Here is a 25,399-nt window from a genome sequence, read left to right as displayed (position 1 = left end):
CGCCGCCTCGGCGTCCCGCCCCCCCCCCCCGCCGCGCTCCGTGGGCACCGCACCCGCGCGGGGGGGGCGCCCCCGCCCGGGGCCCCCCCGCCGCTCGCGGTTTCCCGCGTCCCTGAGGTGCTAGGCGACCGGCGCTCCGGTGTCGGGTTCGAAGCGGATCACCACGGCCTTGGAGGTCGGGGTGTTGCTGATCTCGGCGGTGGAGTCCAGCGGCACCAGCACATTGGTCTCCGGGTAGTACGCGGCCGCGCCGCCCCGGGCCACCGGGTAGTGCACCACGCGGAAGTGCGGGGCGCGCCGCTCCACGCCGTCCTTCCACTCGCTCACCAGGTCGACGTACAGGCCGTCGGGCAGGCCCAGTCGCTCGGCGTCGGCCGGGTTCACCAGCACCACGCGGCGGCCGCCGGTGATGCCGCGGTAGCGGTCGTCCAGGCCGTAGATCGTGGTGTTGTACTGGTCGTGCGAGCGCAGCGTCTGCAGCAGCAGCCGGTCCTCGGGGACCTCGGGCGCGGTGAGCGGGTTGACGGTGAAGTTGGCCTTCCCCGTCGCGGTCGGGAAGGTGCGGCTGTCGCGCGGCCCGTGCGGCAGGGCGAACCCGCCGGGGCGCCGCACCTTCTCGTTGAAGTCGTCGAAGCCGGGCACCACGCGGGAGATCCGGTCCCGGACGGCGTCGTACGAGACCGCGAACTCCTCCCAGGGCGTCGGGTCCTCGGGGCCGAGTGCGGCCCGGGCCAGCCGGCAGACGATCGCCACCTCGGAGAGCAGGGTGTCGGACGGCGGCCGCAGCCCGCCGCGCGAGGAGTGCACCATGCCCATCGAGTCCTCGACGGAGACGAACTGTGCGCCGGCCTCCGTCCAGTCCCGGTCGGTGCGGCCCAGCGTCGGCAGGATCAGTGCGCGGGCGCCGGTCACCACGTGCGAGCGGTTGAGCTTGGTGGAGACGTGCACGGTGAGCCGGCAGCGGCGCATCGCCGCCTCGGTGACCTCGGTGTCCGGGGTCGCGGAGACGAAGTTGCCGCCCATCGCGAAGAACACCTTCACCCGGCCGTCGCGCATCCCGCGGATGGTGTCCACCGAGTCCAGGCCGTGCTCGCGCGGCGGTTCGAAGCCGAACTCCTTGCCCAGGGCGTCCAGGAAGGCGGCGCCGGGCCGCTCGAAGATGCCCATCGTCCGGTCGCCCTGCACATTGCTGTGTCCGCGGACGGGGCACACGCCCGCGCCCGGGCGGCCCACATTGCCGCGCAGCAGGAGGAAGTTGACGACTTCGCGGATGGTCGGCACGGCGTGCCGGTGCTGGGTGAGGCCCATCGCCCAGCAGACGATGACCTTCTCCGAGGCCAGCACCAGCCGGGCCAGTTCCTCGATCTGCTCCCAGGGCAGGCCGGTCGCGGCCAGCACCTCGGCGCGGTCGGTGGCGGCCGCCTCCGCCGCGAACTCCTCGAAGCCGTAGCAGTGTTCGGCGATGAACGCCTCGTCCGTGCCGCCGTCCGCGGCCAGGATCAGCTGGTTGAGCGCGCGGAAGAGCGCCAGGTCGCCGCCGAGCCGGATCTGCAGGAAGAGGTCGGTGAGCCTGGTGCCGTTCGCGGCCAGACCGCGGGCGTTCTGCGGGTTCTTGAACCGCTCCAGGCCCGCCTCCGGCAGCGGGTTGACCGAGACGATCGTCGCCCCGGCCCGCTTGGCCCGCTCCAGCGCGGACAGCATCCGCGGGTGGTTGGTGCCCGGATTCTGCCCGGCCACGATGATCAGGTCGGCCTGGTACAGGTCCTTCAGCGAGACGCTGCCCTTGCCCACGCCGAGCGTCTCGGTGAGCGCCGAACCCGACGACTCGTGGCACATGTTGGAGCAGTCCGGCAGGTTGTTGGTGCCGAGCCGGCGGGCGAACAGCTGGTACGCGAACGCCGCCTCGTTGCTGGTGCGGCCCGAGGTGTAGAAGGCGGCGCCGTCCGGGGTGTCCAGGGCCCGCAGCTCCTCGGCGACGATCTCGAAGGCGCGCTCCCAGGACACCGGGACGTACCGGTCGGATCCCTCGTCGAGCAGCATCGGCTCGGTCAGCCGGCCCTGCTGGCCCAGCCAGTAGCCGGAGCGCTGCGCCAGCTCGGAGACCGGGTGCGCGGCGAAGAAGTCGGCGGTGATCCGGCGCTCGGTGGCCTCCTCGGCGACCGCCTTGGCGCCGTTCTCGCAGAACTCGGCGGTGTGCGTCTTCCCGGGCTCGGGCCAGGCGCAGCCGGGGCAGTCGAAGCCGTCCGGCTGGTTCACCTTGCGCAGCACGGCCAGCGTGCGGCGCGCGCTCATCTGCTCGCCGGCCATCCTCAGGCTGTGCAGCACGGCCGGGACGCCGGCTGCCGCGTGCTGCGGCGCGGACACGCGCGGCGCGTCCTGCACCGGGTCGCTCTGCGGGGCCTGCTTGGCCATGACGGGAACCTCCTCCACCTGGGCACGGGCGTCGTTGCCGCGGCCCTCGTCCATCCTTGCACTGCCGCGGCCCGGGGGGACCGGGGCGGTCCCGGACAGTGGGAGGATGGCCCGCGCCCACCGTCGACGACTTGCAGCGAACGAGGTCCGAGGATGTCGCCCATCGAGGAGCCCGCCGGCCGGTTCGGCCCGGTGATCGAGCCCGCCGCCCCCGCCGTCCCGCCGCAGGCCCCCGCGGCGGCCGCGCCGCCGGCGCCCGCGGATGCGGATGCGGCGCAGGACTATCCGCTGCCCGCCCCCGCCGCGCCGCCCGCGCCCGGGCTGTCCGAGGCCGTCCCGGAGCCGCCGCGCGACGCCGTGCCGAGGGATGCGGTGCCGCAGGGCGCCGTGCCGCCCGCGCCGCCCGTGGCTGCACCGCCGGCCCCGGCCCCGGCCCCGCCCGCAGCAGCCCCGCCCGTGGCTGCTCCGGCCGCCCCGCCCGTGGCTGCGCCGGCGCCGTCCGCCGTGCCGTCCGCGGACACCCCGCCCGCCGTGCGGGAACTGCTCGTCCGGCTGCGCGAGCGCGCCGAGGAGGCCCCCACGCCCGACGGCGCCGTCCACCTGCTGGAGTCGGTCGCCCGGGAGATGACGTCCCTGCTCGGCCGGTACGACCGGGACACCCTCGCCGCCTGGCGGCAGCTCGGCAGTCACCGCGGGGCCGCGGGCGACCCGGCCGGAGCCGTCCACCTGCTGGGCCAGGTCGCCGCGGACGCCGTGCAGGCCCTCGGCCCGGCCGACCCGGACACCCTGCAGATCCGGCTGGAGCACGCCCGGGCGCTCGGCGACGGGGGCGACCCGTACGGCGCCGTGCACCTGCTGCGCGAGATCCAGCCGGCCATGGTGCAGACGCTCGGCCCGTACGACGCCCGGTCGCTGGCCGCCCAGGCCCGGCTCGCCCACGCCGTCGCGCTCACCGGCGACGTGGTCTCGGCGGTCGGCATGCACCTGGAGCTGATCCCGGTGATCCGGCAGTACCTCGGCCCGGGGCACCCGCTGGTCGGCGAGGCCCGTTGCGGGCTGGGCCGGTTGCTGCCGCAGTGGCGGCGGATGTTCGGCGGCGGCGGGCTGCCGCCGGAGGCCGCGGTGGCGATGGTGCACCGGCTGCTGGTCTGGGACTTCGACTCCGACCGGGAGGCGGACGCGTACCTCACCGAGCTGGAGCGGGCCACCGGTCACCGCAGCCTGGCCGGCCGGCTGGCCGCCGTGCCCGAGGAGATGACGGCCGAACAGGCCACCGCGCTGATGCTCGGCCCGGCCTGATCCCGACGGGTGCATCCCGCGCGGCTGCGGTCAGTGGCCGTGCGGGATGCGCTCCAGGATGCCGCCCGCGAACACGTCGTACAGCGGCAGGCTCTCCAGGTGGACGTAGCCGATGTGGCAGTCGCAGACCGGCAGCGGGCAGGGGCGGGGCAGCAAATGGGCCCGGTAGGAGCCGTCGTAGAGGTTGCCGAGCGGCGGTCGGACGAAGTGGCAGCGGCGCACCGTGCCGTCGCCGTCCACCGAGACCACCGACTCGCCCGTCCGGCAGGGGCGGCCGCCGCTCGGGTGCGGCTCGCGGCTCCAGCCGAACAGCGGGTCGACGGCCGTCCAGGCGGCGGCCTCCGCGTCGGTGTAGCTGCGGCCGTCCGCCGCGTTCACCCAGAGGTATGTGGCGGCGGGCAGTTCGGCGCGCAACTCCCGTGCTGCGTCGAGGTGTTCGGGCTCGCCGACGATGCCGACGCTGTGCCGCACGCCGAGCGCCGCCAGCTCGCGGATCTTCGCCAGGAAGCGCCCGCGGTCGACCTGCCCGGGGTGGTAGGTGATCCACAGGGCCAGGGTGTCGAGGTCGGCCTCGGCCAGCCAGCCGGTGCGGCAGCTGAGGTTGGTCTGGATCGCCACCCGGCGCACGTGCGGCAGCCGGGAGAGCTCGACCAGCGCCTGCCGGTACCAGGAGCGCACCAGGCCCTCGCCCCACGGCGTGAACAGCAGCGAGAGGGTGTCGCCGGTCTGCCCGGCCGCCCAGGCGGTGAACCGCTCCAGCGCGGCGCGGTCCGCCCGCAGCTGCTCCGGGCTGTCGCGCCGCTTGGCGAACGGGCAGTACGGGCAGTCGTAGTCGCAGGAGGCCAGCGGCCCCCGGTAGAGCAGGGTGAGCTCCATCGGCGTCTCGGCCGGGCGGCGGCCCGGCAGCCCCAGGTCGGTGGTCACTTCGCCTCGTACGCGTCCATCGCGGCCTGCACCGCGGGCGAGAACAGCATCGGTCCCACCGCGTCCGAGTGGGCCAGGCCCTCGGGGGAGAGCACCAGCCGCCCGGGCGCCCCGGCCAGCCAGCCGCGGGCCTCGAAGACGGCGAGTTCGGCGGCGAAGTCCTCGGCCGGGAGCGAGCCGAAACGCCGCTCGTAGTCGTCCAGCCCGAGGCCCTCGGCCTGCAGCAGCGACTGCAGCAGGTGGCGGCGGCGCGGCTCCTCGCCGTCCATCGCCCGGCCGACCTCGGCGCGGGTGAAGTCCTCCGTGGCGACGTAGTCGTCGATGATGCCGCGCACCTCGCGGGCGTCCACCGCGTAGTCGAAGGAGTAGTGCAGGCCGGAGGTGTACGAGCGGGCGCCGCAGCCGAGCCCGACCATGCCGTCCGTCTGGCAGGCGTACTCGCCCGCGCTCGCGGTGGCCGCGCCGATCCGGCGGAACATCCGCATCGACACCTGCTCGTACCCGGAGGCCAGCAGGTGGTCGCGGCCGGCGCGGTAGAGGGCCAGCCGCTGCGCGTCCCACTCCGGGGAGGGCCCGTCCTGGGCGCGCCGGCCGAGGCCGGTCAGCGGCCGGACGTACAGCGGGTAGAGGTAGAGCTCCTCCGGCTGCCAGGCCAGCGCGGCATCCAGCGAGGCGAGCCAACTGGCCCCGGTCTGGCCGTCGATGCCGTAGATGAGGTCGATGTTGAGCACCGGGATGCCCGCCGCCCGGACCCGGCCGAGCGCGGCCTCCACCGCGGCCCGCTTCTGCGGGCGGACGGCCGAGCGGGCCTCCTCGTCGAGGAAGGACTGCACGCCGAGGCTGAGCCGGGTGGTGCCGCGCTCGGCGAGCACGGCCAGCCGGTCGGCGGTCGCCGTGTCGGGGGAGGCCTCCACCGACAGGGGTATCGCCCGCAGGTCGGCGCCCATGGTCCGCTCGGCGATGTCGCAGAGCCGGGTCAGCTCGGCGGCGGTGAGGTAGGTGGGGGTGCCGCCGCCGAAGGCCGCCAGCGCGAACCGGGCGCCGTCGTCCAGCGCGTCGCGGACGGCGGCGGCCTGCCGCTCCAGCGCGTCCAGGTAGGCGGTGGTCAGCCCTTCGGGGCTGCCGATCCGGGTGAACAGGTTGCAGAACCCGCAGCGCACCTCGCAGAACGGCACGTGCAGGTAGAGCGAGAGCGCGTGCTGCGGCTCGCCCGCCCACAGCTCGCGCAGCAGCGGCCGCCCGGGCAGCGGCCGGTAGGCGGTCTTGTGCGGGTAGGCGTAGACGTACGCCCGGTACGGCGACCCGGCCGCCGCCGTGGTGGTCACCGCGGTCACCGTCCGGCCTCCGCCCCGGCTGCGGCGGCCGGTGCGGCGGGCAGCACGAAGTGCGCGTACGGGACCGTCCAGACCACCGGGTGGCCGAGCCGGTGACCGGTGTAGCCGTTCTCGCCGTAGCAGGTGCCGTGGTCGGAGCAGACGATCGCGAAGCACGGGCGGCGCCGGCTCATCGCCGCGAACAGCCGGCCGACGTGCGCGTCCACGTACTCCAGGGCGGCGGCGTGGCTCTCCCGGCTGTCGCCGTGCTCGCGGGTCGCCCCGGGCAGGTGGAACCAGTTCGGCTGGTGCAGCGCGGAGACGTTGACGAAGAGGAACAGCGGCTGCCCGGCGGGCTGTTCGGCGCAGGCCTGCTCGGCCCGGGCGACCTGCGCCTCGAAGGAGGTGGGCGAGGGCACGCCCATCTCCGGCTCCCAGTGCGACTCCTGGAACATCCCCGGCAGCACCGAGCCCAGCGGGCCCTGCTTGTTGAAGAAGCCGACCCCGCCGATGCAGACCGTCCGGTACCCGGCCGCGGCCAGCGCCGAGGGCAGATCCGAGGTGTCGAAGACCCAGGTGCGCGGCTCGGTCGTCTCCGAGCCGGCGAAACGGGCCGCGAACAGCCGCGGGTGCGGGCCGTCCGGGCTCGCCGGGGTGGGCAGGAACCCGGCCAGGATCGCCTGGTGCGCCGCGTAGGTGAAGCTGCCGGGGGTGTGCCGCTCCTCCCACTGCCCGCCGGGCAGGTGCGCGGCCAGGTGCGGGATGCGGCCGGCCGCGGCCAGCTCCTGCGCGACGTCCAGGCGCAGCGTGTCCAGGGTGACCAGCAGCAGGTCGTGGCTGCCGATCACCGCCCTCATGTCGGGGATCTGGTGGTTCATCGGGTGGGTTCCGTCCGGGTGGTGCGAGCGGGCTCCTGGTGGTGCCCGTCGTGCAGCAGGGCGGCGATCTGGGCGCCGTAGGTGTCCAGGCCCTCGGCGGGGCCGCCGGGCAGGCCGGTGAGGCCGGGCAGCAGGTCGCCGAAGGCGTTGACCTCGCCGACCGCGGCCTGCCGCCAGCCGGCGGTCGGCAGCACGTCCACGCCGACCGCGGGGGAGTTCGGGAAGCAGGCGGCGGCGCGCTCGGCGGCCTCCAGCATCCGCGGCCAGGCCGGGCCCGCCGCCTCGCGGGCGAGCGCCAGGTCGCCGCGGGCACCGCCGAGGTGCAGGTTGGTCATCGGCCGGGTGCTGGTCCGCACCACGGCGTGGGTGGCCCGGCCGGCGACCACGACCACCCGCAGGTCGGCCGCGCGGCCGTCCTGGGAGGCCTTCGGCACCCACTGCTCGACGTGCAGGCCGTCCGGGGCGAGGCGGTCCACCAGCTCGGCGGCCTGTGCCTCGGTGCGGTAGCGGCGCACCGAGAGGGAGTTGTGCAGGCCCTCCGGCGCGAGCTCGGCGGAGGTGGTCGCCTGCACCTGCCCGCGCGGACCGAACTCCAGTGCCACCACGCCGGAGGCGGAGGAACCGTGCACCAGCTTCAGGAAGACCCGGCGCATCCCGGCGGCGGCCAGCCGCTCCTTCAGCTCCGCCCAGCCGCCCGGCGGCGGCCCGTCGAGGGCGGGCGGCACCGGCACGCCGGCCGCGGCCAGCAGCCGGTGCGTCCGGCGCTTGTCGAACATCACCGCGATCTCCTCGGGGTCGCCGAGCAGGCGCACCCCGGGCCGTCCGGCCAGGCCGCGCAGCGCGGCGCACATCCCGGCGTACCAGGCGGCGCCGCCCTCCACCCGGGTCGGCGCGTACCCGGCACCGAGGGCGCCGCCGCGCAGGTACGCGTCCACCGCGTCGTCCTCGCCGGGCGAGTCGATCCGCAGCAGGGTGCCGGGCGGCAGTTCGTACCTGCCGTGCAGCACGTCCAGCCAGGGCAGGACGGCGGGTTCGGGCAGGCCCGCAGCGCGCGCGGCGGCGGCGAAGAGCGAGACGCGGCGGTGGCCGGGGTTGCCGAGGACGGTGAGCCGGACGGTCATGGGTCTACTCGGAGACCGCCACGTAGCGGTCCTCCTCGTCCTCCTCGTCCTGCGCGCCGGACAGGTCGACGGCCACCCCGGCGAGGGCCTCGGTCAGCCGCTGCTGCATGCCCTCGGAGATGTAGTGGTGCTCCAGGTCGAGGGTGGTCAGGTGGGTGAGCGGCTGGCCCTCCAGCAGGGCGGCGGCGCCCTCGTCGGTCAGCACGCCCATGCCGAGGGCCAGGTGGTCGAGCCGCGCGACCACCGGGGCCTGTGCGACGGCCGCGGCGATGTCGTCCTGGTACTCGCTGTTCTGCAGGCCGAGGGTGCGCAGTGCGGGCAGCCGGGTGCCGGCCAGCAGCGGCGCCAGGTCCTCCAGGGCGTGGTCGCCGCCGTACTCGTCGACGCCGAGCCACAGGTCGAGCTGGGCCAGCTCGGGGAAGTCGCACTCGCCGAGGGCCCGGACCACCCGGCCGGGCAGACCGCCGGTCTCGAAGCACAGCGAACGCAGCCGGTCGTGCCGGACGGGCTGCAGGCGCAGGCCGGAACCGCCGCGCACGGTGACGTCGGTCAGCCGCGGGAAGGCCTCGAACACCGGGGTGATGTCGCACATCTGCAGCCAGGAGATCTCGCACTCCTCGTAGTCGACGTCGCCGAGGAAGAGCGCCTCCAGTGCGGGCAGCCGGTCGGCGCTGCCGGTGATCACGGCGAGCGGGTCGGCCAGGCCGTCGTACTCGCCGGCCCACCAGGCGCCGACGACGAGGGCGCGCACCTGCGTGGTGTCGACCGCGTCGAGGAAGCGCCGCCAGGCCTCCGCGAACTCCGTCTTGCCGCCGTACCGGTAGCCGAGGCTGATCCGCCAGGCGGCCGCACCGGCGGCGGGCGGCTCCTCGCCGCGGTCGAGCGCGGGCAGCAGGTCGTGCACGGGCAGGCCGTGGAAGGTCGTGCTCATCGTGGGCTCCTGTCGCTGTGTCGGTTCGGCCGCTGCCAGGGCGTGTCTGACAATTCCCGCCGGGCGTGCGGTGCGGATTGTCAGACACGCCCTGGCGTGCGCGGCTATTCGGAGACGGCGACGTAGCGCCAGTTGTCGTCCCACTTCTGGGCGTCGGAGAGGTCGATCGTGACGCCGGGCAGCGCCTCGCGCAGCCGCTGCTGCATGCCCTCGGTGAGGTAGTGGTGGTGCAGGTCGAGGGTGGTCAGGTGGGTGAGCGGCTGGCCGTCCAGCAGGGCGGCGGCGCCCTCGTCGGTGAAGGCGCCCATGGACAGCGCGAGGTGGTCCAGGCGGGCGACGACCGGGGCCTGCGCGACGGCCGCGGCGATCGCGTCCTGCTGCTCGCTGTTCTGCAGACCGAGGGTGCGCAGCGCGGGCAGCCGGTTGCCTGCCAGGAACGGCGCGAGGTCGTCCGGCGTCGCGTCGCCGCCGTAGGTGGCGACGCCCAGCCACAGCTCCAGGCTCTCCAGGGCGGGGAAGTCGCAGGCCGCGACCGCCCGGACGACACTGCCGGGCAGGCCGCCGGCCTCCAGGCGCAGGCGCCGCAGGTGCTCGTGCCGCAGCGGGGTGAGCGCCAGCCCGTTGTTGCCGTCCCAGTCCTCGCCGGCGCCGCGCACGACCAGCTCCTCCAGCCGGGGGAAGGCCTCGAACACCGGGGTGATGTCGCACATCTGCAGCCAGGAGATCTCGCACTCCTCGAAGGTGATGTCACCGACGAAGAGGGAGCGCAGGGCGGGCAGCTGCCCGGCCGCGTCGGTCACGGCCGCGAGCGGGCCGGTGAGCAGCTCCGGCTCCTCCTGCGACCAGCTGCCGATGACGACCGCGGTCACCCGCGAGGCGTCGACGGTACCGAGGAACTGCTCCCAGGCCTCGGCGAAGGTCTGCGCGGAGTCGTACTCCAGGCCGACCTTCCAGGCGGCGTCGGGGGCGTCGGGCAGCTCGCGGCCGTCCTCCACCGCGGCGAGGAAGTCGACGACGGGCAGCCCGCCGAACCGCTCGATGTGCTTGCTGATCGCCATGCGCTGCTCCTGGGGGATCGGTCGGCCGGGTTCTGTCTACCAGGCCGCTCCGACACCCGGACGCGAGGGGCCGCCCGCCGACGTGCTGTCAGACCCGGGCCCTAGCTTTCCCCTCGTCGAGGCCGGCACCCCGCCGGCCCGGGGCAGGGGAGGACCGTGTGTACCGCCAGGGTGATGTGCTGATCGTGCCGGTCGCGGAGGCGGCGGTGCCGCGGGTGGTGGCCGGCCTGCCGGCGCTGCCGCGGGACGCCCGCGGCCGGATGGTGCTGGCGCTGGGCGAGGTCACCGGCCACACCCACGCGGTGGTCGGGCCCGGCACGCTGCGGCGCGAGGCGGGCCCGTTCGGCACCGCCTGGCTGCACCTGCCCGAGGGCGGCCGCGTGGTGCACGAGGAGCATGCCGCGATCCCGCTGCCCAAGGGCTGGTACCGGGTGGTGCGGCAGCGCGAGTACGTGCCGGGCGCCGTCCGCGTCGTCGCCGACTGAACAGCGCCGGGACAAGAGGGAGAGAGACCACGATGACGCAGACCCCGCAGCCCGAGGCGTCCACCGCCCGCTGGCGCTCAGCCGCGGCCGCCACCGGCCCCGCCGACCGGGCCGCGGCCGAGCGGGCGGTGCGCGCCGCCTACCGCGCCGCCGGCCTGTCCGAGCCCGGCCAGGTGCTCTGGTACGACTCACCACTCGCGGCCGCCCGGGCGGCCCTCGCGCTGCGGGCCGGGGGCGCGCGGAGCGTCCGCGAGGCGGTGCGCACCGGCCCGTGGGAGCAGGCCCGGGCCCGGGTGCACGGGCGGCTCGGCGCCCCCGGCTGGGCCGAGCTGTGGGCACTCACCGGCGGCGAGCTGTGGACGCAGACCCAGGCCCTCGCCGGGCGGGTCCGCGGCGCCGTCCTGGACGTACTGGCGCCCGAGGCCGACCCGGACGCCGACACCGCGGTGCGCGACGCGGCCCGCGCCGCCCGCTCGGACGTCCGGCTCGCCCTGCTCGACGCCGTCCTCGGCCAGCAGGACGCCCCCTGGCTGGCCGCCTTCGACGCGGCCGGCGAGCTGGACACGCTCGCCCCGCTGGCCGCCATGGCCGGCCAGACCGGCTGGTGGTGGCCGTACGAGCAGGTCGCGCTGGTCGCCGAACGGCCCACCGTGCTGCACCGCGACGAGGCCGGCCGGCTCGACCGCGCCGACGGCCCCGCCCTCGCCTTCGCGGACGGCTTCGAACTGCACGCCTGGCGCGGCATGCCGGTGCCCGCCGACTTCCTCGGCGGCCTCGGCGGCCTCACCCCCGAGCACATCCGCGACGAGGAGAACGCCGAGCTGCGCCGCGTCATGCTCGAGCACTACGGCTACGACCGCTACCTCGCCGAGTCCGGCGCCGAGCCGCTGCACCGGGACGAGACCGGTGTGCTGTGGCGGATCGTGCTGCCCGACGACGAGCCGGTGGTGATGGTCGAGGTGGTCAACTCCACCGCCGAGCCGGACGGCACCTTCCGCACCTACTGGCTGCGCGTCCCGCCGTCCACCCGCACCGCCCGGGCCGGCGTCGCCTGGACCTTCGGCGTGACCGAGGAGGAGTACCGGCCGCAGCGGGAGACCTGACGGGGCGGTCGGGGAGCGGGCTGTCAACCGTACGGCCACCCGATTCAGGGCACCCGGCGCTTGTGCGAATTGATAGGAATTCGCCGAAGGTCACCCACTGGTTCACAGGTCAGAGGCGTTGATATACCTCGGATGTACAGGGTGGAGCAAGGTGTCAGCTCCGCCGACATGCGACGAACCAGGTGGTGACGGCCAGTGAAGCTCCTCCGCGTCGGTCCCGCGGGCGCCGAGCGCCCCGCGATCCTCGGCCCCGACGGCGCCGCGTACGACCTCTCAGGTCGCACCCGCGACATCGACGGCGCCTTCCTCGCCGGACTCGACCGCGAGGCCGCCGCCGCACTGGCCGCCGAGGCCGCCGCCGGCGCCCTGCCCCGCCTCGACCTCGACGGCGTCCGGATCGGCCCGCCGGTGGCCCGCCCGGGCAAGGTCGTCGGCATCGGCCTCAACTACCGCGACCACGCGGTCGAGGCCGGCGCCGCGATCCCGGCCGAACCGGTGGTGTTCCTCAAACCGAGCAACACCGTCGTCGGCCCCGACGACCGGGTGCTGGTGCCGCGCGGCTCCGAGAAGACCGACTACGAGGCCGAACTCGCCGTGGTGATCGGCCGCACCGCCCGCTACCTGGAGAGCGACGCCGAGGCCGCCGCCGTCGTCGCCGGCTACGCCGCCGCCAACGACGTCACCGAGCGGGCCTTCCAGCTGGAGCGCGGCGGCCAGTGGGACAAGGGCAAGTCCGCCGAGACCTTCACCCCGCTCGGGCCCTGGCTGGTCACCCCGGACGAGGTCGCCGACCCGCAGCAGCTGTCGCTCCGGCTGTGGGTCAACGGCGGGCTCCGGCAGGACGGCAGCACCGCCGACATGATCTTCCCGGTGCTGGAGACGCTCCGCTACCTCAGCCGCTTCATGGTGCTGGACCCCGGCGACGTCGTCGTCACCGGCACCCCCGCCGGCGTCACCCTCGGCCACCCCGGCACACCCTTCCTCCGGCCCGGCGACATCGTCGAACTGGAAGTCCAGGGACTCGGCCGCCAACGCCAACTCCTCGGCGCCGCATAGGCTCGGGGCGCTCAGCTACCCCTAATACTGCAACCGCATCTGCATGACGGATGTGGTGTGGGGCTCGTTGGTGTATCTGTGTGCCGATGAGCTGACGGTTGAGCAGGTCGAGTCGCGGTACTCGTTCGGAGCCACCCGGGTCTCCGAGGCGGCCCCGGCCGCGGCCTTGGCGACCTCCGGTTCGGCCCTCCCGGGTACCGCACCGGCTCGCTCCGGTCGGGCGGCGAGCAGTGCGCGGCGGGTCGCCTGCCGGCGCCGCCTACGGCCGCAGCTGGGCCGCGAGTGCCTCGGCGACCTTCCTGAGCGACTCGCCGGCCAGGGCCGGGTCCGCCTTGGTGACAGTCGAGCCCTGGGAGACCACGAGCGCCAAGTCGCCCTTGCCCGCCACCGCCACCCGTGCAACGGCGGCCGTGCCCCGGCCCGGGGTGACCCTGGTCTGGCCGATCCCGGGCTCGTCCTTGGAGAACCTCATCACCTCGTCAGCGCTGAGGGCGCCGAGGACGGCGATCTGCGGCAGCGCCAGGTTCACCGCCACCTCGCCCTCGGACACGGCCACGAGGTCGATCTCCATCGGGGCTTCCGAAGCCGTGAAGTTGCAGACGACGGACGCGTTCGGCGGGACGGCGGGGTTGGAGGGGAACCCGGACGGCGTGGACAGCCAGCTGGGCCAGGCCTCAGCCGGCCGGCCCGGGTCGACGGTCCCCCGAGTCGCGGGGTGGCCGCCGGACGCCGCCGGGGTGACGGTCCGTTCGGCACCGGCCGCCTTCAGCGCCGCCGCCGGGTCCAGGCCAAACGGGCAGGCCGACGTACTCGTCAGCTGCTTCGCCGTCGAGGCGACCCGGTCGTAGGACAGCCTCTCACCGCCCGAGGCGGCCCCGCCGGAACTCCCGGACGAGGAACAGGCGCTCCCGGCAAGGGCGATCCCGGCCGCGCCGGCCAGGGCGAGGATGCGGCGGTACTTGGCTGCTGTGCGATCAGCTGTCATCCGGTCAGCCTAATCCTGCAACCACATCTGCGTGATGGATGTGTGCGGGCTCGTTGGTGTATCTGTGTGCCGATGAGCTGACGGTTGAACAGGTCGAGTCGTGGTTCGAGGGGATAGCCGGGTTCCATGCCCGCATCGCCCATTGTTTCGGCAGGTCGGAGCCCCGCGAGCGGGCGCTGGACTACCTGACCGGACTCCTCGCTCCGCTGGAGCGGAAGAACGGCTGGACACTGGCCGAGCAGGTCGGGCAGCTCCGTCCGGACGGGGTCCAGCGCCTGCTGAACCTGTCCGAGTGGGACGAGGACGCGGTCCGCGACGACGTGCGCGACTTCGTGGTGGAGACCATCGGCGCCAGGGACGGGATCCTGATCGGCGACGACACCGGCTTCCTGAAGAAGGGCACCCGGTCGGCCGGGGTCCAACGCCAATACAGCGGCACCGCCGGCCGCACCGAGAACTGCCAGATCGGCACCTTCCTGGCCTACGCCTCCTCCAAAGGCCGGGCACTGATCGACCGCGAGCTGTACCTGCCCGTCTCGTGGACCGACGACCGCGAGCGCTGCCGAGCCGCCGGCATCGGGGACGAGGTGCCGTTCGCGACGAAGAACGAGCACTTCAAGTGGATGCTGCAGCGCGCGATCGACGCCCGCGTCCCGTTCGCCTGGGTCACCGCCGACGAGGCGTACGGCCAGGTCAAACACCTGCGGTCCTGGCTGGAGGAACACCGCATCGCCCACGTGCTCGCCACCAAGGTCAACGACACCGTGACCACCGCGCACTGGGCCGAAACCCGGGTGGCCGAGCTGATCGCTTCCCTGCCGCGGCAGGCCTGGAAGCGCATCTCCGGAGGCCAGGGCAGCCGCGGCGAGCGGATTTACGACTGGGCCCGGGTCGCGATCCGCCCGGTGTGGGAGAACGGCTTCGGCCACTGGGTCCTCGCCCGCAGGTCGCTCAGCGACCCGACCGAGATCGCCCACTACGTCTGCTACGGCCCCGTCGGCACCCGCCTGAAGGACCTGGTCAAGGTGGCCGCCGCGCGGTGGGCGATCGAGGAGTCGTTCCAGGCCGCGAAGATGGAGTGCGGCCTGGACCACTACCAGGTCCGCCTCTACCGGGCCTGGTACCGGCACATCACCCTGGCCATGGCTGCTCTCGCCTACCTGACCGCCCTGCGCGCCCAGGAAGCCGCAAAGGGGGCGGCACCGACGACGAGCACGAGCTGATACCCCTGAGCGTCCCGGAGATCCGCCGGCTCATGGGCCACCTCGTCAGGCCCCACCACCAGACCAACGAACACCATCTGCGCTGGTCACGCTTCCGACGCCGCAGCCAGGCCCGAGCCCGCCGATCCCACTACAAACGCCGAGGCCAGATCCCCCAGATGCGGTTGCAGTACTAAGCGGTACCGAGTTCCTCCGGCAGGAGCGCCCGCAGGCGGGCCACCAGCGCTGCCGCCGGGCCGTCCGGGCGTTCCAGGGCCAGCACGCCGGCCAGCATCCGGGCGGCCTGCCGGTCGTGCACCGCCGCCGCGGCACTCATCGCCACGAACTCGTCCACCAGCCAGTCCCGCAGCGACTCCGGCGGGATCTGCCGCCCCTCGTCCAGCCAGCTCAGGGCGGACGCCTCGACCACCGAGATCCACGAGCGGACCAGCAGCGTCATCCGCGGCCCGGCCGACCGCACACCCAGGTGCCGCAGCGTCCGCTTCAGCGCGACCCGCCGCACCTCGTCGACGATCGCCGACGTCCGCGCCGTCTCCACCACCGAACCGCCGCGCAGCAGCGCGCCGTACCCCGCCGCGTGTTCGGCCACGAAGGAGAAGTAGCCGTCCAGCACCTCGGCCAGCTGCTCGGTCGGCGTCCCCGTGCCGTTCACCGTGAACCGGCTGCTCAGCTCCTCGGCCGCACTGCGCAGCGCCGCCTCGTACAACTGCTGCTTGCCGCCCGCGAAGTAGCGGTAGACCAGCGGGCGGGAGGCGCCGGCCGCCTGCGCCACGTCGTCCAGCCCGACCTCCTCCGGCGGACGCGAGCTGAACAGCTCCAGCGCCACCTCGATCAGCTGCTCCCGGCGCTGTTCCACCGACAGCCGGCGGTACCCGGCGCGGCGCGGCCGCTCCCCGCCCGCCGCACCGGAGTCCGGGGCCGTCGCGTCCGGGGCATCCGCGGGGTCGGTCGGAGACGTCGCTGATCTGGCTGCCATGGCCGTCAGCCTAGAACCCGCGGTTCGGCCTCGGCCAGGGTCGATCACGACGTGCCGGGCGCGGCCGCCGCACACCCTGGGCGCGGGTCCGCACACGGCCGGTGACGCAGTACGCCGTCGTGCCCACGTCCCGCCCGGCGGACCGTCCGTCAACCGTGCGAGCCCGTACCGAAAGGGTCTTGAAATCGCCGGACGCTGCGACAGGATGGCCGAATGGTCCAAGAACCGATCACCCCCGACGCCGACGGCCCCACCCCGCGCCGTATCGCCGACGCCTACGTCCACGCCCTCGCCGACCTCGACCCGCTGACCGCGGTGTACCTCGGCCTCAATCCGGAGGACGACCGCATCACCGACCTCTCGCCGGCCGGTCATGCCGCCCTCGCGGAGCTCGCCCGCACCACCCTCGCCGAACTGGACGCCGCGGAGGCCGCCGGTGCCGCGGACGACGAGGCCGAGCGCCGCTGCGCCCGGCTGCTCCGCGAGCGGCTCACCGCCGAACTCGTGCTGCACGACACGGGCGAGGAGTACCGCGCGGTACGCAACCTCGGCTCGCCGGTGCACAACGTGCGCGAGGTGTTCACCATCATGCCCACCGAGACCGAGCAGCACTGGGAGCTGATCGGCCGCCGCCTCGCCCGGGTGCCCGCCGCCCTCGACCAGTACCGCGAGACCCTCGCCGAGGGCATCGAGCGCGGTCTGCTCTCCGGCCCCCGCCAGGTCACCACCGTGGTCGGCCAGATCGGCGAGTGGCTGGAGGGCGACACCCCCGGCGGCTGGTTCGGCGGCTTCGTCCAGGACGCCCCGGAGCCGCTGCGCGAGGGCCTGACCGCCACCGCGGTCGCCGCCTCCGACGCGCTGGCCGCCCTGCGCGACTGGCTCCGCGACGTGTACGGCCCGGCGGTCGCCGACGCCCCGGACACCGTGGGCCGCGAGCGCTACACCCGCTTCGTCCGCTACTGGACGGGCGCTTCCCTCGACCTCGACGAGGCCTACGCCTGGGCCTGGGAGCAGTTCCACGACCTGGACGCCCAGATGCGCACCGAGGCCCAGAAGGTGCTGCCGGGCGCGACCCCGATGGAGGCCATGCACTGGCTGGAGACGGACGGCCCGGCGATCGAGGGCGAGGAGAACGCCCGCGAGTACCTCCAGGGCCTGATGGACCAGGCCATCAACGACCTGCAGGGCACCCACTTCGACCTGGCCGAGCCGCTGCTGCGCGTCGAGTCCAAGCTCGCGCCCGTCGGCAGTGCCGCCGCGCCCTACTACACCCAGCCCTCGCTCGACTTCTCCCGTCCCGGCCGCACCTGGCTGCCGACCCTCGGCCGGGAGTCCTTCCCGGTCTGGGACCTCGTCTCGACCTGGTACCACGAGGGTGTTCCCGGCCACCACCTGCAGCTCGCGCAGTGGACGTACCTCGCCGACCGCCTCTCCACCTACCAGGTCACCCTCGGCAGCGTCAGCGCCAACGTGGAGGGCTGGGCGCTGTACGCCGAGCGCCTGATGGACGAGCTCGGCTACCTCACCGACCCCGGCCACCGGCTCGGCTACCTCAACGCGCAGATGATGCGCGTGCTGCGGGTCATCGTCGACATCGGCATGCACGCGGGCCTGGACTTCCCGTCGGACTCGCCGTTCAAGCCGGGCGAGGCGATGCTGCCGGACGACGCCCGGGAGTTCTTCGGCCGGTACTGCGGCCTGTCCTCGGAGTTCCTGGACAGCGAGCTCGTCCGCTACCTCGGAATGCCGGGCCAGGCCATCGGCTACAAGCTCGGCGAGCGCGCCTGGCTGACCGGCCGGGCCGCCGCCCGGGCCGCCGCGGAGTCCGCCGGCGGGGAGTTCGACCTCAAGGCCTGGCACATGGCCGCCCTCTCCCAGGGCTCGCTCGGCCTGGACGACCTGGTCGCGGAGCTCTCCGCGCTCTGAGGCCCGCTGCGCACCGAAGGTTCGCCGCCCGCCGCACCGGCCCGTCCCGGTGCGGCGGGCCACTGCGGCCGGGGACCTCCGCCGGAGGTCGGTCGGAGGTTTAGGACTTTGGTCCTAATTCGGACATTTACCGACAAATAACCTTGCCCCTCGCCGGTCGCCGGAGTTTCCCTTGGGAGGAGCGCTGCGTGCGCCCTTCCCACGTCCCCTCCGGAAGGCGGCCCACGGTGTCCCTCCAGCACGCACAGGACGAGCAGGCGGTCGACCCCCGTCGCTGGTGGGCCCTGGCAGTCATCGCCATCGCCCAGCTGATGATCGTCCTCGACGCGACCATCGTGAACATCGCCCTGCCCTCCGCCCAGGAGGACCTGGGCATATCCGACGCCAACAGGCAGTGGGTCATCACCGCCTACACCCTGGCCTTCGGCGGCCTGCTCCTGCTCGGCGGCCGGATCGGCGACCTCTTCGGCCGCAAGCGCACCTTCACCGTCGGCCTGCTCGGCTTCGCCCTCGCCTCCGCCATCGGCGGATTCGCCACCGAGCCGTGGATGCTCTTCGGTGCCCGCGCCCTCCAGGGCGCCTTCGGCGCCGTCCTCGCCCCCTCGGCGCTGTCGCTGCTGTCGAACACCTTCACCGACGCGAAGGAACGCGCGACCGCGTTCGGCATCTTCGGCGCCCTCGCCGGCGGCGGCGCCGCGATCGGCCTGATCATGGGCGGTCTGCTCACCGAGTACCTCAACTGGCGCTGGTGCCTGTTCGTCAACATCCCGATCGCGGTGGGCGCGGCCCTCGGCGCGTTCTACGTCCTCCAGCACGACCACATCGCCAAGCACCACCGCGTCAAGCTCGACCTGCCGGGCGCCTTCCTGGGCTGCGGCGGCCTGCTCGCCATCGTGTACGGCACCTCCGAGGCCGTCACCCGCGGCTGGGGCGACTGGCTGGTGCTGACCTGCCTCTGCGGCGGCGTCGCCCTGCTCGGCGTGTTCGTGCTCTTCGAGCGCCGCACCGACCACCCGCTGCTGCCGCTGCACCTCGTCCGCGACCGCAACCGCGGCGGCGGCGCGATCTCGGTCGGCATGGCGATGGTCGGCATGTTCGGCCTGTTCCTGTTCCTCACCTACTACATGCAGGTGGTCAAGGGGTACTCGCCGGTCATGGCCGGGGTGTCCTTCCTCCCGATGACCGGTGCGATCGTGCTCAGCGCGACCGGCATCGCGGCCAACCTGATGACGAGGGTCCCGTCCAGGAACCTGGTCGTCCCCGGCCTGCTGCTCGGTGCGGGCGGCATGGCCTGGCTGACCCAGATGGACGTGGACAGCCCGTACGCGACCATGGTGCTGCCCGCCGAACTCCTGCTCGGCCTCGGCATGGGCCTCGTCTTCATGCCCTCGATGAGCCTGGCCACCCTCGGCGTCTCCCCGAAGGAGACCGGCGCGGCCTCCGCCATCATCAACAGCGCCCAGCAGGTCGGCGGTTCGGTCGGTGTCGCACTGCTCAACACCATCGCCGCGAGCGCCACGGCCACCTGGCTGGCCACCCGCAACGCAGCCGACCCGGCGGTCCTCAAGGAGGGTGCGGTGCACGGCTACACGGTCGCCACCGTCGTCGCCATGGGCATCCTGCTGCTCGCCGCGGTCATCGCCTTCCTGATGATCAACCACCGCCCCGCCCCCGGCGAGGCCGAGGGGCACGTCCAGGAGCCCGCCGGGGCCTCGGCGACCGCCCGTCCGGCGACCGATCCGCACTGAGCGGGCCACCGAGGCGCGACCGGCCCGCACCAGGACGCGAACGACCCGTGGGGAGGGACCACCCGAATCGACAGCGCACACTCCCGGCGACACGCCGCCCCGGTCTTGGACGCGCCCTTGACCGGGGCGGGATCGTGTACGGATTCTCACGGGGTTCCCACCTCTGGATCACCTGGCTCACAGCCCGGCGGTCGAGAGTGGAGCCGACCGCCCCCGGCCAGGAGGATTCGCCGATGATCCGCCCCCGCACGCCCCGCCGCCGGCACCGGCCCGGCCCGCTGCTGGTCACCCCGGCGCTGGCCCTGGCCGCGGTGGGCGTCCTGGCCGCGTCGCACGTCCTCGGGGTGTCCGACGCGGCCTCCGCGCTCACCGCCGCGGTCGCCGACTCGGGCCGGGCCCCCGGCACCACCGGGACCGCGCCCGCCGACCGGGCCGCCGCCCGGGTCGGCGCCCTGTTCGGCGGCGAGATCGGCCCCGGCCACCACTTCTGCTCCGCCAGCGTGCTGCGGAGCCCCACCCGCGACCTGGTCCTCACCGCCGCCCACTGCGTCGCCGGCCCGGACGGGCTGAGCTTCGTCCCCGGCTACCGCGACGGCGCCGTCCCGTACGGGGTCTGGCAGGTGACCGCGGTCTTCGCCCCCGACGCCTGGACGAAGGACCGCGACCCGGACGCGGACTACGCCATCCTCCGGGTCGCCCCCGGCGGGGGCCGGGACGTCGAGGACGTCGTCGGCGGCAACGCCCTCGGCCTCGACGACGTGTTCACCTCGGAGGTCCGCCTCTACGGCTACCCCGCCCGCACCGAGACCCCGCTGCTGTGCACCGACACCGTCACCCGACAGTCCGCCACCCAGCGCCGCATCGACTGCCCCGGCTACCCCGGCGGCACCAGCGGCGGCCCCTGGATCAGCACTCGTACGGGTGAGGTCATCGGCGTCATCGGCGGCCACCAGGAGGGCGGCGACACCGAGGACATCTCCTACAGCGCCTACTTCGACCACACCATGACGACCCTCTACCGGCAGGCGATCGCCGCAGCCCCCTGACGCGGCGGCAGCGGCCCGCCGCACAGCCGGCAGCGCCGGGCGGCGGGCGGGGGGACGGCCGCCTGCACGGCCCGGTGGACGGGCGGGCCGTCCCCGGCGGCGGGAGCCGCGGCGGGGGAGCGGCGGGGCTCCCGCCGGACGGCGGGCGCGCCGTCCTCCCGGGCGGGGGAGAGCTCCGCCCAGACGGTACGGCGCCCGCTGGCCTCGCTGGTGGCGCCCCAGTGCTCGGCCAGCGCGTTCACGATCTTCAGACCCCGGCCGAAGTCGCCGCTGTCGGCGGGCGGCCGGTGGGCCGGGCCGCCGTCCGCGCTGCCCTCGTCGGTGACCGCGACGCGGACGGTGCCGCGCCGCAGCCAGATCTCCACCCAGAGCGAGCCGCCCGCACCGGACCGGCTGTGCATCACCGCATTCGTCACCAGCTCGGAGACGATCAGCACCGCGTCCTCCGCCTGCGACAGCGGTTCGAGCGCCTCGCGGGTCATCCGCCGGGCGGCTTTGACGGACTCCGGCACACCGGGGAACCGGGCGATCCACTTCATGCTGTTGCACCCCTCCGACAATCTCTCCGCAGCCGTGTGACTACTGACAGTCAGGCTGGAATGCGAGCTTGAAAGCTCGGGCACGGCGTTGTCAAGCTGATCCGAGAAACCGTGAGATGGGGGTTGACGTGGGCGAGTTGGGGCGACCGGCCTATCTGCGACTGGCCGACGTGCTGCGCTCGCGGATCGCCTCCGGCGAGCATCCGCCCGGCGCGCGGATGCCGAGCATCGCCGACCTGTGCCGGGAGCACCGGCTCTCCGAGCAGCCCGTCCGGCAGGCCCTGCGGGTGCTCAACGCCGAGGGCCTCACCGAGGGCCGCCCCGGCTCCGGCACGTACGTCCGCCTGCGCCCCGCCCCGGCCCGGATCCCCCGCGGGCGGTACGACGCCGCGGGCAGTCCGTTCACCGCCGGGAGCCGGGCCGTCGACGCCGCCCCGCGCTGGACGCACGACTCCCAGAAGACCTGGGCGACCAGCGCACTCGCGCTGCGGCTGCGGGTCGCGGAGGGCGATCCGCTGATGCAGACCCAGTACGTCTTCCCGGCCGGCGACCGGCCCGCGCAGCTCTCCACCAGCTGGGAGCCGCTGGCGCTGACCGAGGGCACGGTGGCCGTCCTGCCGGAATTCGGCCCGCTGGCCGGGCTGGGCGTGGTCGAGCGGATGGCCCGGATCGGCGTCACCGTCACCCGGGTCACCGAGGACGTCACCGCGCGCCCGGTGCTGGAGGTCGAGTCCGGCCCGCTGGGCGTGGCGCTGGGCTCCACCGTGCTCTCCATCGAGCGCACCCACTGGGCCGGCCGCCGGCCCGTCGAGACCGCCGACATCGTGCTCGCCGCCGAGCGGAGCCGGCTGGTCTACGAGCTCGGAGTGCCCGCGGAGATCACCCCGGAGAGTGACGGCATCCGCTGAACCGGAGGCATTCGTCGGCCCTCCGCGCGCGCCGGGGGCGCATTCCCGCAGTTGTGCGCTGTTTGCCCCGTACACTCCCGGCACCCGGACAACGGAGGTGCCGCACACCGTGACCGCCGCCGACAGCGGGCCGACCGCCGCCGTGCCCGAGGAACGCCGGGCGGACTGGTTCGAGCTCTTCTTCGACCTGGTCTTCGTCGTGACCGTGGCCATCCTCGCCCGCGGCCTGCACGGAGACCCGGGCGGCGTCGAGTTCGGCACGTTCCTGGTGCTGTTCTTCCCGGCCTGGTGGGCCTGGGCCAACCTGGTCGCCACCGTGAACATCTCCGGCGGCGACATCGACCGGGCCCTCAGCCAGCCGATGCTCGTCGCCGCCATGCCCGGACTCGGCCTGATGGCCGCGGCGGCCCCCGAGGGCCTCGGCGACCAAGCCTGGCTGTACGCCCTGGGCGCGGCCTGGGTGCAGGTCGTCTGCTTCCTGGTCTGGGTGCGGCCCGCACTGCGGCGGGAGACCGCGCTGCCGCTGTGGCGCCCCGTCCTCTACTGCCTCGTCCCGGCCGCCCTGTGGGCGGTGTCCGCCGCCGTCCCGGGCGCCGGGCGGTTCGTCCTGTGGGGTGCCGCCGTCGCCCTGGAGATGGTGCTGCTCGCGGTCCGCAGCGAGTACGGCGCCGAGCTCTACGCCCGGGTGTCGGTCGAGCACCTGGTCGAGCGGATCACGCTGTTCGTGGTGATCGTGCTCGGCGAGTCCGTCTTCACCGTCGTCGCGACCTTCGCCGACCACCTCACCGCAGCCTCCGGCGCGGCCGCACTCGCCGCCTTCCTGCTGGTGACCGAACTGGCCGCGGTGTTCTTCGCCTGGGGCACCACCGCGGCCGCCCGCGGCCTCACCCGCGCCCGGGCCGGCGAGGCCACCCGCGTCATCCGCGACACCGTGATGTACCTGCCCTACTTCCTGGTCGCCGCGATCACCCTGCTCGCCGCCGCCCTCGGCACCGCCGTCGCCGAACCGACCCACCACCTCCCGTCCGGCGCGGACTGGGCACTGTGCGCGGGCATCCTCGGCTTCTACACCACCAACGCAGCCATCTCCCTGCGCTACGGCGACCCCGCCCGGTCCGTCCTCGCCTGGTACGTCCCCTGCCTGGTGCTCACCGCGGTGCTGCTCGTCCCCGCCGTCCTGCTGCTCCCCGCCTGGGCCGCGGTCTTCTGCGGTGCCGCCGAGGTCTTCGCCCTCACCCTCCTCGTCAAGCACCGCATCCGGCACCCCCGCCCGGCCTGATCCGGCGCCGCCCGGCACGGCGACCCGCCCCGGGAACGACGAAGGCCCGGCCTGGCGGAGTGATCCGCTGGGCTGGGCCTTTGCTGCACTTGCTGGGAAGTGCCCCCGGTAGGATTCGAACCTACGCACCCGCCTCCGGAGGGCGGGAGGTGTTCACGTTGAGTGAGCTGCACGGATGTGGTGTTGGCCCAGTGCCGCGGATCAGCCTGCTGACGACTCTGATTGACCGTGGCGTACCGCTCGATCTGGCACAGCTGTGGCACAGCCCGGCACCTCAGTTCGGAAGACGATGGCCCTGGATCTGCCGACCTGGCGACTCGCGGACCTGCGGGGGAGCGGCGCGTACGGTCGTGGCTGCCCCCGCCGATTCCTGGCTGAAGGGGCACGGAGCGGGCATAGCTGCTTGAACTGCAACCACCCTGGCGGGTCCTGTCAGAGGTTGGGGATAGAAGAGCAGCTGACCTCCGCCGGCAAGGGAGATACCCGGCGTTCGCCGCAGAAAGGGTTGGCTCCGGGATGTTGCTGACTAGACTCAGTCCTCAACTGTCGCTGTTGCCCAGGCCGGGCCTGTGGAGAGGGGACCAAGATCCTCACGCTCACCTCCGATGGGCGGCTTCCGGCTGGGCGCCACCCTGCCACACTCGCCGAAATCGAGGACCTGTTTGTCACTCGCGCTCCTCATCGGGAAGCGCGAGAGCGGATCTTCAACGCGTTCACGCTGTACTTCTCGCTGGTGCAGGACCTCCTTGGGCGCGGGACACTGTGGGTGAACGGGGGCTTCTGCACCCACAAGGAGGAGCCACCGAAGGACATCGACCTCGTCATCGTTGCCGATCCCGAGGACGTTCGGCACTTTGGGCCGGCCGAAGAAGAGCGCCTCTTCCAACTGCTGACCCTTCAGGGGGTGGACGTGGGCATGCCGCGAGCGTTTAGCCCTCGTGTGCAACCCATGGGTGGGCTGATTGACGCTTTTTTCATTCTGTCCGAGGATTTCGACGCGATAAAAATGTGGGATGCTCTTTGGTCTAGCGTTAAGGGCGCCGACGGTCAGATCATTGAAGGGATTACGAAGGGATACTTGGAGGTGTCGTGGTGAAAGGCGATCTCCGCAGTATGCACGCCAGGGCACTGCAAGCCATCCAAGATGATTCGCCGCTTGCGAGCCTTCGTCGGGCATCTCTCAATGCCGCGTCCTATAAATTCTCGGAGCTGTCTCCTGCGGGCGTGGAGGTTCAGCCTGTCGTCAGCATCTATCTGGCCGACGAGAATGCTCCGGGCCATGCAGTCTCAGCAAATGATGCCTCGGATTACCTGAAGAGGGTGCAGCGCGCCGTGGCGAGGTTGGCAAAGGCCCGGCGTGGAAGGCTAGCGGACGTGGCGCGCCTACTGCCCGATGATTTCGCCTTGGCCCGACTCAATGTGGCGGCGGCAACCCTGGGGTCTCTCAATATCAGACTCACGCCGGAGCGGCCTGAAGCAGAGGATGACCAGCTGCCCCTGGCGGGGCCGTCGTGGGCAGAGGTCGGGGTTGGCGAGCTGATTCATGCCCTCCCGGACCCGCAAGAGGGAGACGAATCCATTGATTCCCTAATTGGGGCGTCTCCCGTTGTGAAGCGCGCAGTCTCTGATCTGGTTGATGGCCTGGGTGGCACAAATATTACCCTTGGGATCGCGCTCCACCGGGGCGGCGAGGTTGCTGCCAGCTCTCGGATCACATCTGCTCAAGCAAGGGAAATTAAGCGCCGCCTGGATCAAGCAAGGGAAGAGCGGTACGTTGTCCATATTCAAGGGCGACTGGACGGCTTGCGAACGCGGCGGCAGCTTTTCTATTTTGAGACGCGAGCCGGGGTTGAGATTCACGGATTTGTGGAAGAGTCGCTAATTGATGCCGTGAAGCTCAATATTGATAAAATGGTTGAAGTGACTGTCGAGGTAACGGTCCAACTCGCCCAATCTGGGAAGGCGGGCCAGCGTCACTACCGCCTCGTTGCAATTGGTGGTGTAGAGTCAGAGATTCCCGGCCTTGGTGACGCATAGCAATTGTGCGTCGCGGCGGACGCCTGGGCGGTGGAGCGGTTTTGGCCGATGTCCTGCCCGGGCTGGGGTCGAGCATGATCGGGGGGCCGTAAGCTGTTGCGACTCGGTCAGGGCTCTTTGGGCCTGACCGCAATGTGGCCGAGTGGCCCCCC

22 protein-coding genes and 1 tRNA gene are annotated in these 25,399 nt (G+C 73.3%); 12 read left to right on the top strand and 11 right to left on the bottom strand.

Annotated elements, in window-relative coordinates:
- Positions 1-120: 120 nt before the first annotated feature.
- Complete coding sequence (locus AB0M03_RS35665; RefSeq protein ID WP_363499737.1) at positions 121-2,412, bottom strand: FdhF/YdeP family oxidoreductase; 2,292 nt, start codon at positions 2,410-2,412, stop codon at positions 121-123.
- Positions 2,413-2,565: 153 nt separating this feature from the next.
- Here AB0M03_RS35665 and AB0M03_RS35660 point away from each other — a divergent pair, with 153 nt between their 5' ends.
- Positions 2,566-3,711 carry a hypothetical protein gene (locus tag AB0M03_RS35660; protein WP_363499727.1) on the top strand — a complete coding sequence of 382 codons (1,146 nt, stop codon included), beginning with the start codon at positions 2,566-2,568 and terminating at the stop codon, positions 3,709-3,711.
- A gap of 30 nt (positions 3,712-3,741) precedes the next feature.
- On the opposite strand, the gene AB0M03_RS35655 is transcribed toward AB0M03_RS35660, so the two are convergent.
- From AB0M03_RS35655 to AB0M03_RS35630, 6 genes are all read right to left on the bottom strand, one after another.
- Positions 3,742-4,587: an STM4011 family radical SAM protein gene (locus tag AB0M03_RS35655; RefSeq protein WP_363499735.1), complete on the bottom strand. Its 846-nt coding sequence runs from the start codon at positions 4,585-4,587 to the stop codon at positions 3,742-3,744.
- A gap of 44 nt (positions 4,588-4,631) precedes the next feature.
- The gene (locus tag AB0M03_RS35650) at positions 4,632-5,969 is read right to left on the bottom strand and encodes an STM4012 family radical SAM protein (RefSeq protein ID WP_363499725.1); all 1,338 of its coding nucleotides are present in this window, start codon (positions 5,967-5,969) and stop codon (positions 4,632-4,634) included.
- Entirely contained in the window at positions 5,966-6,805 is an 840-nt protein-coding gene (locus tag AB0M03_RS35645; protein ID WP_363499733.1) for an STM4013/SEN3800 family hydrolase, read from the bottom strand. Before AB0M03_RS35645 ends, AB0M03_RS35650 begins: the two co-directional genes overlap by 4 nt.
- Positions 6,806-6,822: 17 nt before the next feature.
- Positions 6,823-7,947 carry an STM4014 family protein gene (locus tag AB0M03_RS35640; protein WP_363499723.1) on the bottom strand — a complete coding sequence of 375 codons (1,125 nt, stop codon included), beginning with the start codon at positions 7,945-7,947 and terminating at the stop codon, positions 6,823-6,825.
- Positions 7,948-7,951: 4 nt separating this feature from the next.
- On the bottom strand, positions 7,952-8,878 hold the full coding sequence (locus tag AB0M03_RS35635; protein WP_363499721.1) for an STM4015 family protein: 927 nt from the start codon (positions 8,876-8,878) through the stop codon (positions 7,952-7,954).
- 104 nt (positions 8,879-8,982) lie between these two features.
- Positions 8,983-9,936 carry an STM4015 family protein gene (locus AB0M03_RS35630; RefSeq protein WP_363499719.1) on the bottom strand — a complete coding sequence of 318 codons (954 nt, stop codon included), beginning with the start codon at positions 9,934-9,936 and terminating at the stop codon, positions 8,983-8,985.
- A gap of 158 nt (positions 9,937-10,094) precedes the next feature.
- Here AB0M03_RS35630 and AB0M03_RS35625 point away from each other — a divergent pair, with 158 nt between their 5' ends.
- The 3 genes from AB0M03_RS35625 (at position 10,095) to AB0M03_RS35615 (ending at position 12,580) form a co-directional block, all read left to right on the top strand.
- The gene (locus AB0M03_RS35625) at positions 10,095-10,421 is read left to right on the top strand and encodes a hypothetical protein (protein ID WP_363499717.1); all 327 of its coding nucleotides are present in this window, start codon (positions 10,095-10,097) and stop codon (positions 10,419-10,421) included.
- 32 nt (positions 10,422-10,453) lie between these two features.
- On the top strand, positions 10,454-11,524 hold the full coding sequence (locus tag AB0M03_RS35620; protein WP_363499715.1) for a DUF6745 domain-containing protein: 1,071 nt from the start codon (positions 10,454-10,456) through the stop codon (positions 11,522-11,524).
- A gap of 195 nt (positions 11,525-11,719) precedes the next feature.
- The gene (locus tag AB0M03_RS35615; RefSeq protein ID WP_363499713.1) at positions 11,720-12,580 is read left to right on the top strand and encodes a fumarylacetoacetate hydrolase family protein; all 861 of its coding nucleotides are present in this window, start codon (positions 11,720-11,722) and stop codon (positions 12,578-12,580) included.
- A 259-nt stretch (positions 12,581-12,839) separates the two neighbouring features.
- On the opposite strand, the gene AB0M03_RS35610 is transcribed toward AB0M03_RS35615, so the two are convergent.
- Positions 12,840-13,565 (bottom strand): hypothetical protein, encoded by a 726-nt coding sequence (locus AB0M03_RS35610; protein WP_363499711.1) that lies wholly within the window; start codon positions 13,563-13,565, stop codon positions 12,840-12,842.
- Positions 13,566-13,678: 113 nt separating this feature from the next.
- Between AB0M03_RS35610 and AB0M03_RS35605 the strand changes: the two genes are divergently transcribed.
- The gene (locus AB0M03_RS35605; protein ID WP_363499731.1) at positions 13,679-14,788 is read left to right on the top strand and encodes an IS701 family transposase; all 1,110 of its coding nucleotides are present in this window, start codon (positions 13,679-13,681) and stop codon (positions 14,786-14,788) included.
- Positions 14,789-14,960: 172 nt separating this feature from the next.
- Here AB0M03_RS35605 and AB0M03_RS35600 read toward each other — a convergent pair whose 3' ends face one another.
- The gene (locus AB0M03_RS35600) at positions 14,961-15,764 is read right to left on the bottom strand and encodes a TetR/AcrR family transcriptional regulator (protein ID WP_363499709.1); all 804 of its coding nucleotides are present in this window, start codon (positions 15,762-15,764) and stop codon (positions 14,961-14,963) included.
- Between the two features lie 213 nt (positions 15,765-15,977).
- Between AB0M03_RS35600 and AB0M03_RS35595 the strand changes: the two genes are divergently transcribed.
- The 3 genes from AB0M03_RS35595 (at position 15,978) to AB0M03_RS35585 (ending at position 20,484) form a co-directional block, all read left to right on the top strand.
- Positions 15,978-17,690, top strand: a complete 1,713-nt coding sequence (locus tag AB0M03_RS35595) for a DUF885 domain-containing protein (protein ID WP_363499707.1) — start codon at positions 15,978-15,980, stop codon at positions 17,688-17,690.
- Positions 17,691-18,001: 311 nt separating this feature from the next.
- Positions 18,002-19,438 carry an MFS transporter gene (locus AB0M03_RS35590; protein ID WP_363499729.1) on the top strand — a complete coding sequence of 479 codons (1,437 nt, stop codon included), beginning with the start codon at positions 18,002-18,004 and terminating at the stop codon, positions 19,436-19,438.
- A gap of 233 nt (positions 19,439-19,671) precedes the next feature.
- Positions 19,672-20,484 (top strand): serine protease, encoded by an 813-nt coding sequence (locus tag AB0M03_RS35585; protein WP_363499705.1) that lies wholly within the window; start codon positions 19,672-19,674, stop codon positions 20,482-20,484.
- Here the strand turns inward: AB0M03_RS35585 and AB0M03_RS35580 are convergent.
- Positions 20,454-21,023 carry an ATP-binding protein gene (locus AB0M03_RS35580; RefSeq protein WP_363499703.1) on the bottom strand — a complete coding sequence of 190 codons (570 nt, stop codon included), beginning with the start codon at positions 21,021-21,023 and terminating at the stop codon, positions 20,454-20,456. The genes AB0M03_RS35585 and AB0M03_RS35580 overlap by 31 nt on opposite strands.
- A gap of 116 nt (positions 21,024-21,139) precedes the next feature.
- On the opposite strand from AB0M03_RS35580, the gene AB0M03_RS35575 reads away from it, so the two are divergent.
- The gene (locus tag AB0M03_RS35575; protein WP_363499701.1) at positions 21,140-21,931 is read left to right on the top strand and encodes a GntR family transcriptional regulator; all 792 of its coding nucleotides are present in this window, start codon (positions 21,140-21,142) and stop codon (positions 21,929-21,931) included.
- A 109-nt stretch (positions 21,932-22,040) separates the two neighbouring features.
- Positions 22,041-23,210: a low temperature requirement protein A gene (locus tag AB0M03_RS35570; protein ID WP_363499700.1), complete on the top strand. Its 1,170-nt coding sequence runs from the start codon at positions 22,041-22,043 to the stop codon at positions 23,208-23,210.
- A gap of 100 nt (positions 23,211-23,310) precedes the next feature.
- Here the strand turns inward: AB0M03_RS35570 and AB0M03_RS35565 are convergent.
- Positions 23,311-23,460 (bottom strand) — tRNA-Ser (locus AB0M03_RS35565).
- A gap of 483 nt (positions 23,461-23,943) precedes the next feature.
- Here AB0M03_RS35565 and AB0M03_RS35560 point away from each other — a divergent pair.
- Both AB0M03_RS35560 and AB0M03_RS35555 read left to right on the top strand, forming a co-directional pair.
- A complete protein-coding gene (locus tag AB0M03_RS35560; RefSeq protein ID WP_363499698.1) occupies positions 23,944-24,306 on the top strand; it encodes a hypothetical protein in 363 nt (120 codons plus the stop codon).
- Complete coding sequence (locus AB0M03_RS35555) at positions 24,303-25,247, top strand: hypothetical protein (protein WP_363499696.1); 945 nt, start codon at positions 24,303-24,305, stop codon at positions 25,245-25,247. Before AB0M03_RS35560 ends, AB0M03_RS35555 begins: the two co-directional genes overlap by 4 nt.
- Positions 25,248-25,399: the final 152 nt, after the last annotated feature.

This window comes from Kitasatospora sp. NPDC051914 (assembly GCF_040680995.1).
GTDB lineage: Bacteria > Actinomycetota > Actinomycetes > Streptomycetales > Streptomycetaceae > Kitasatospora.
The sequence above is the reverse complement of the archived record's forward strand: the minus strand, read 5'-3'. Positions and strand labels throughout refer to the sequence as shown.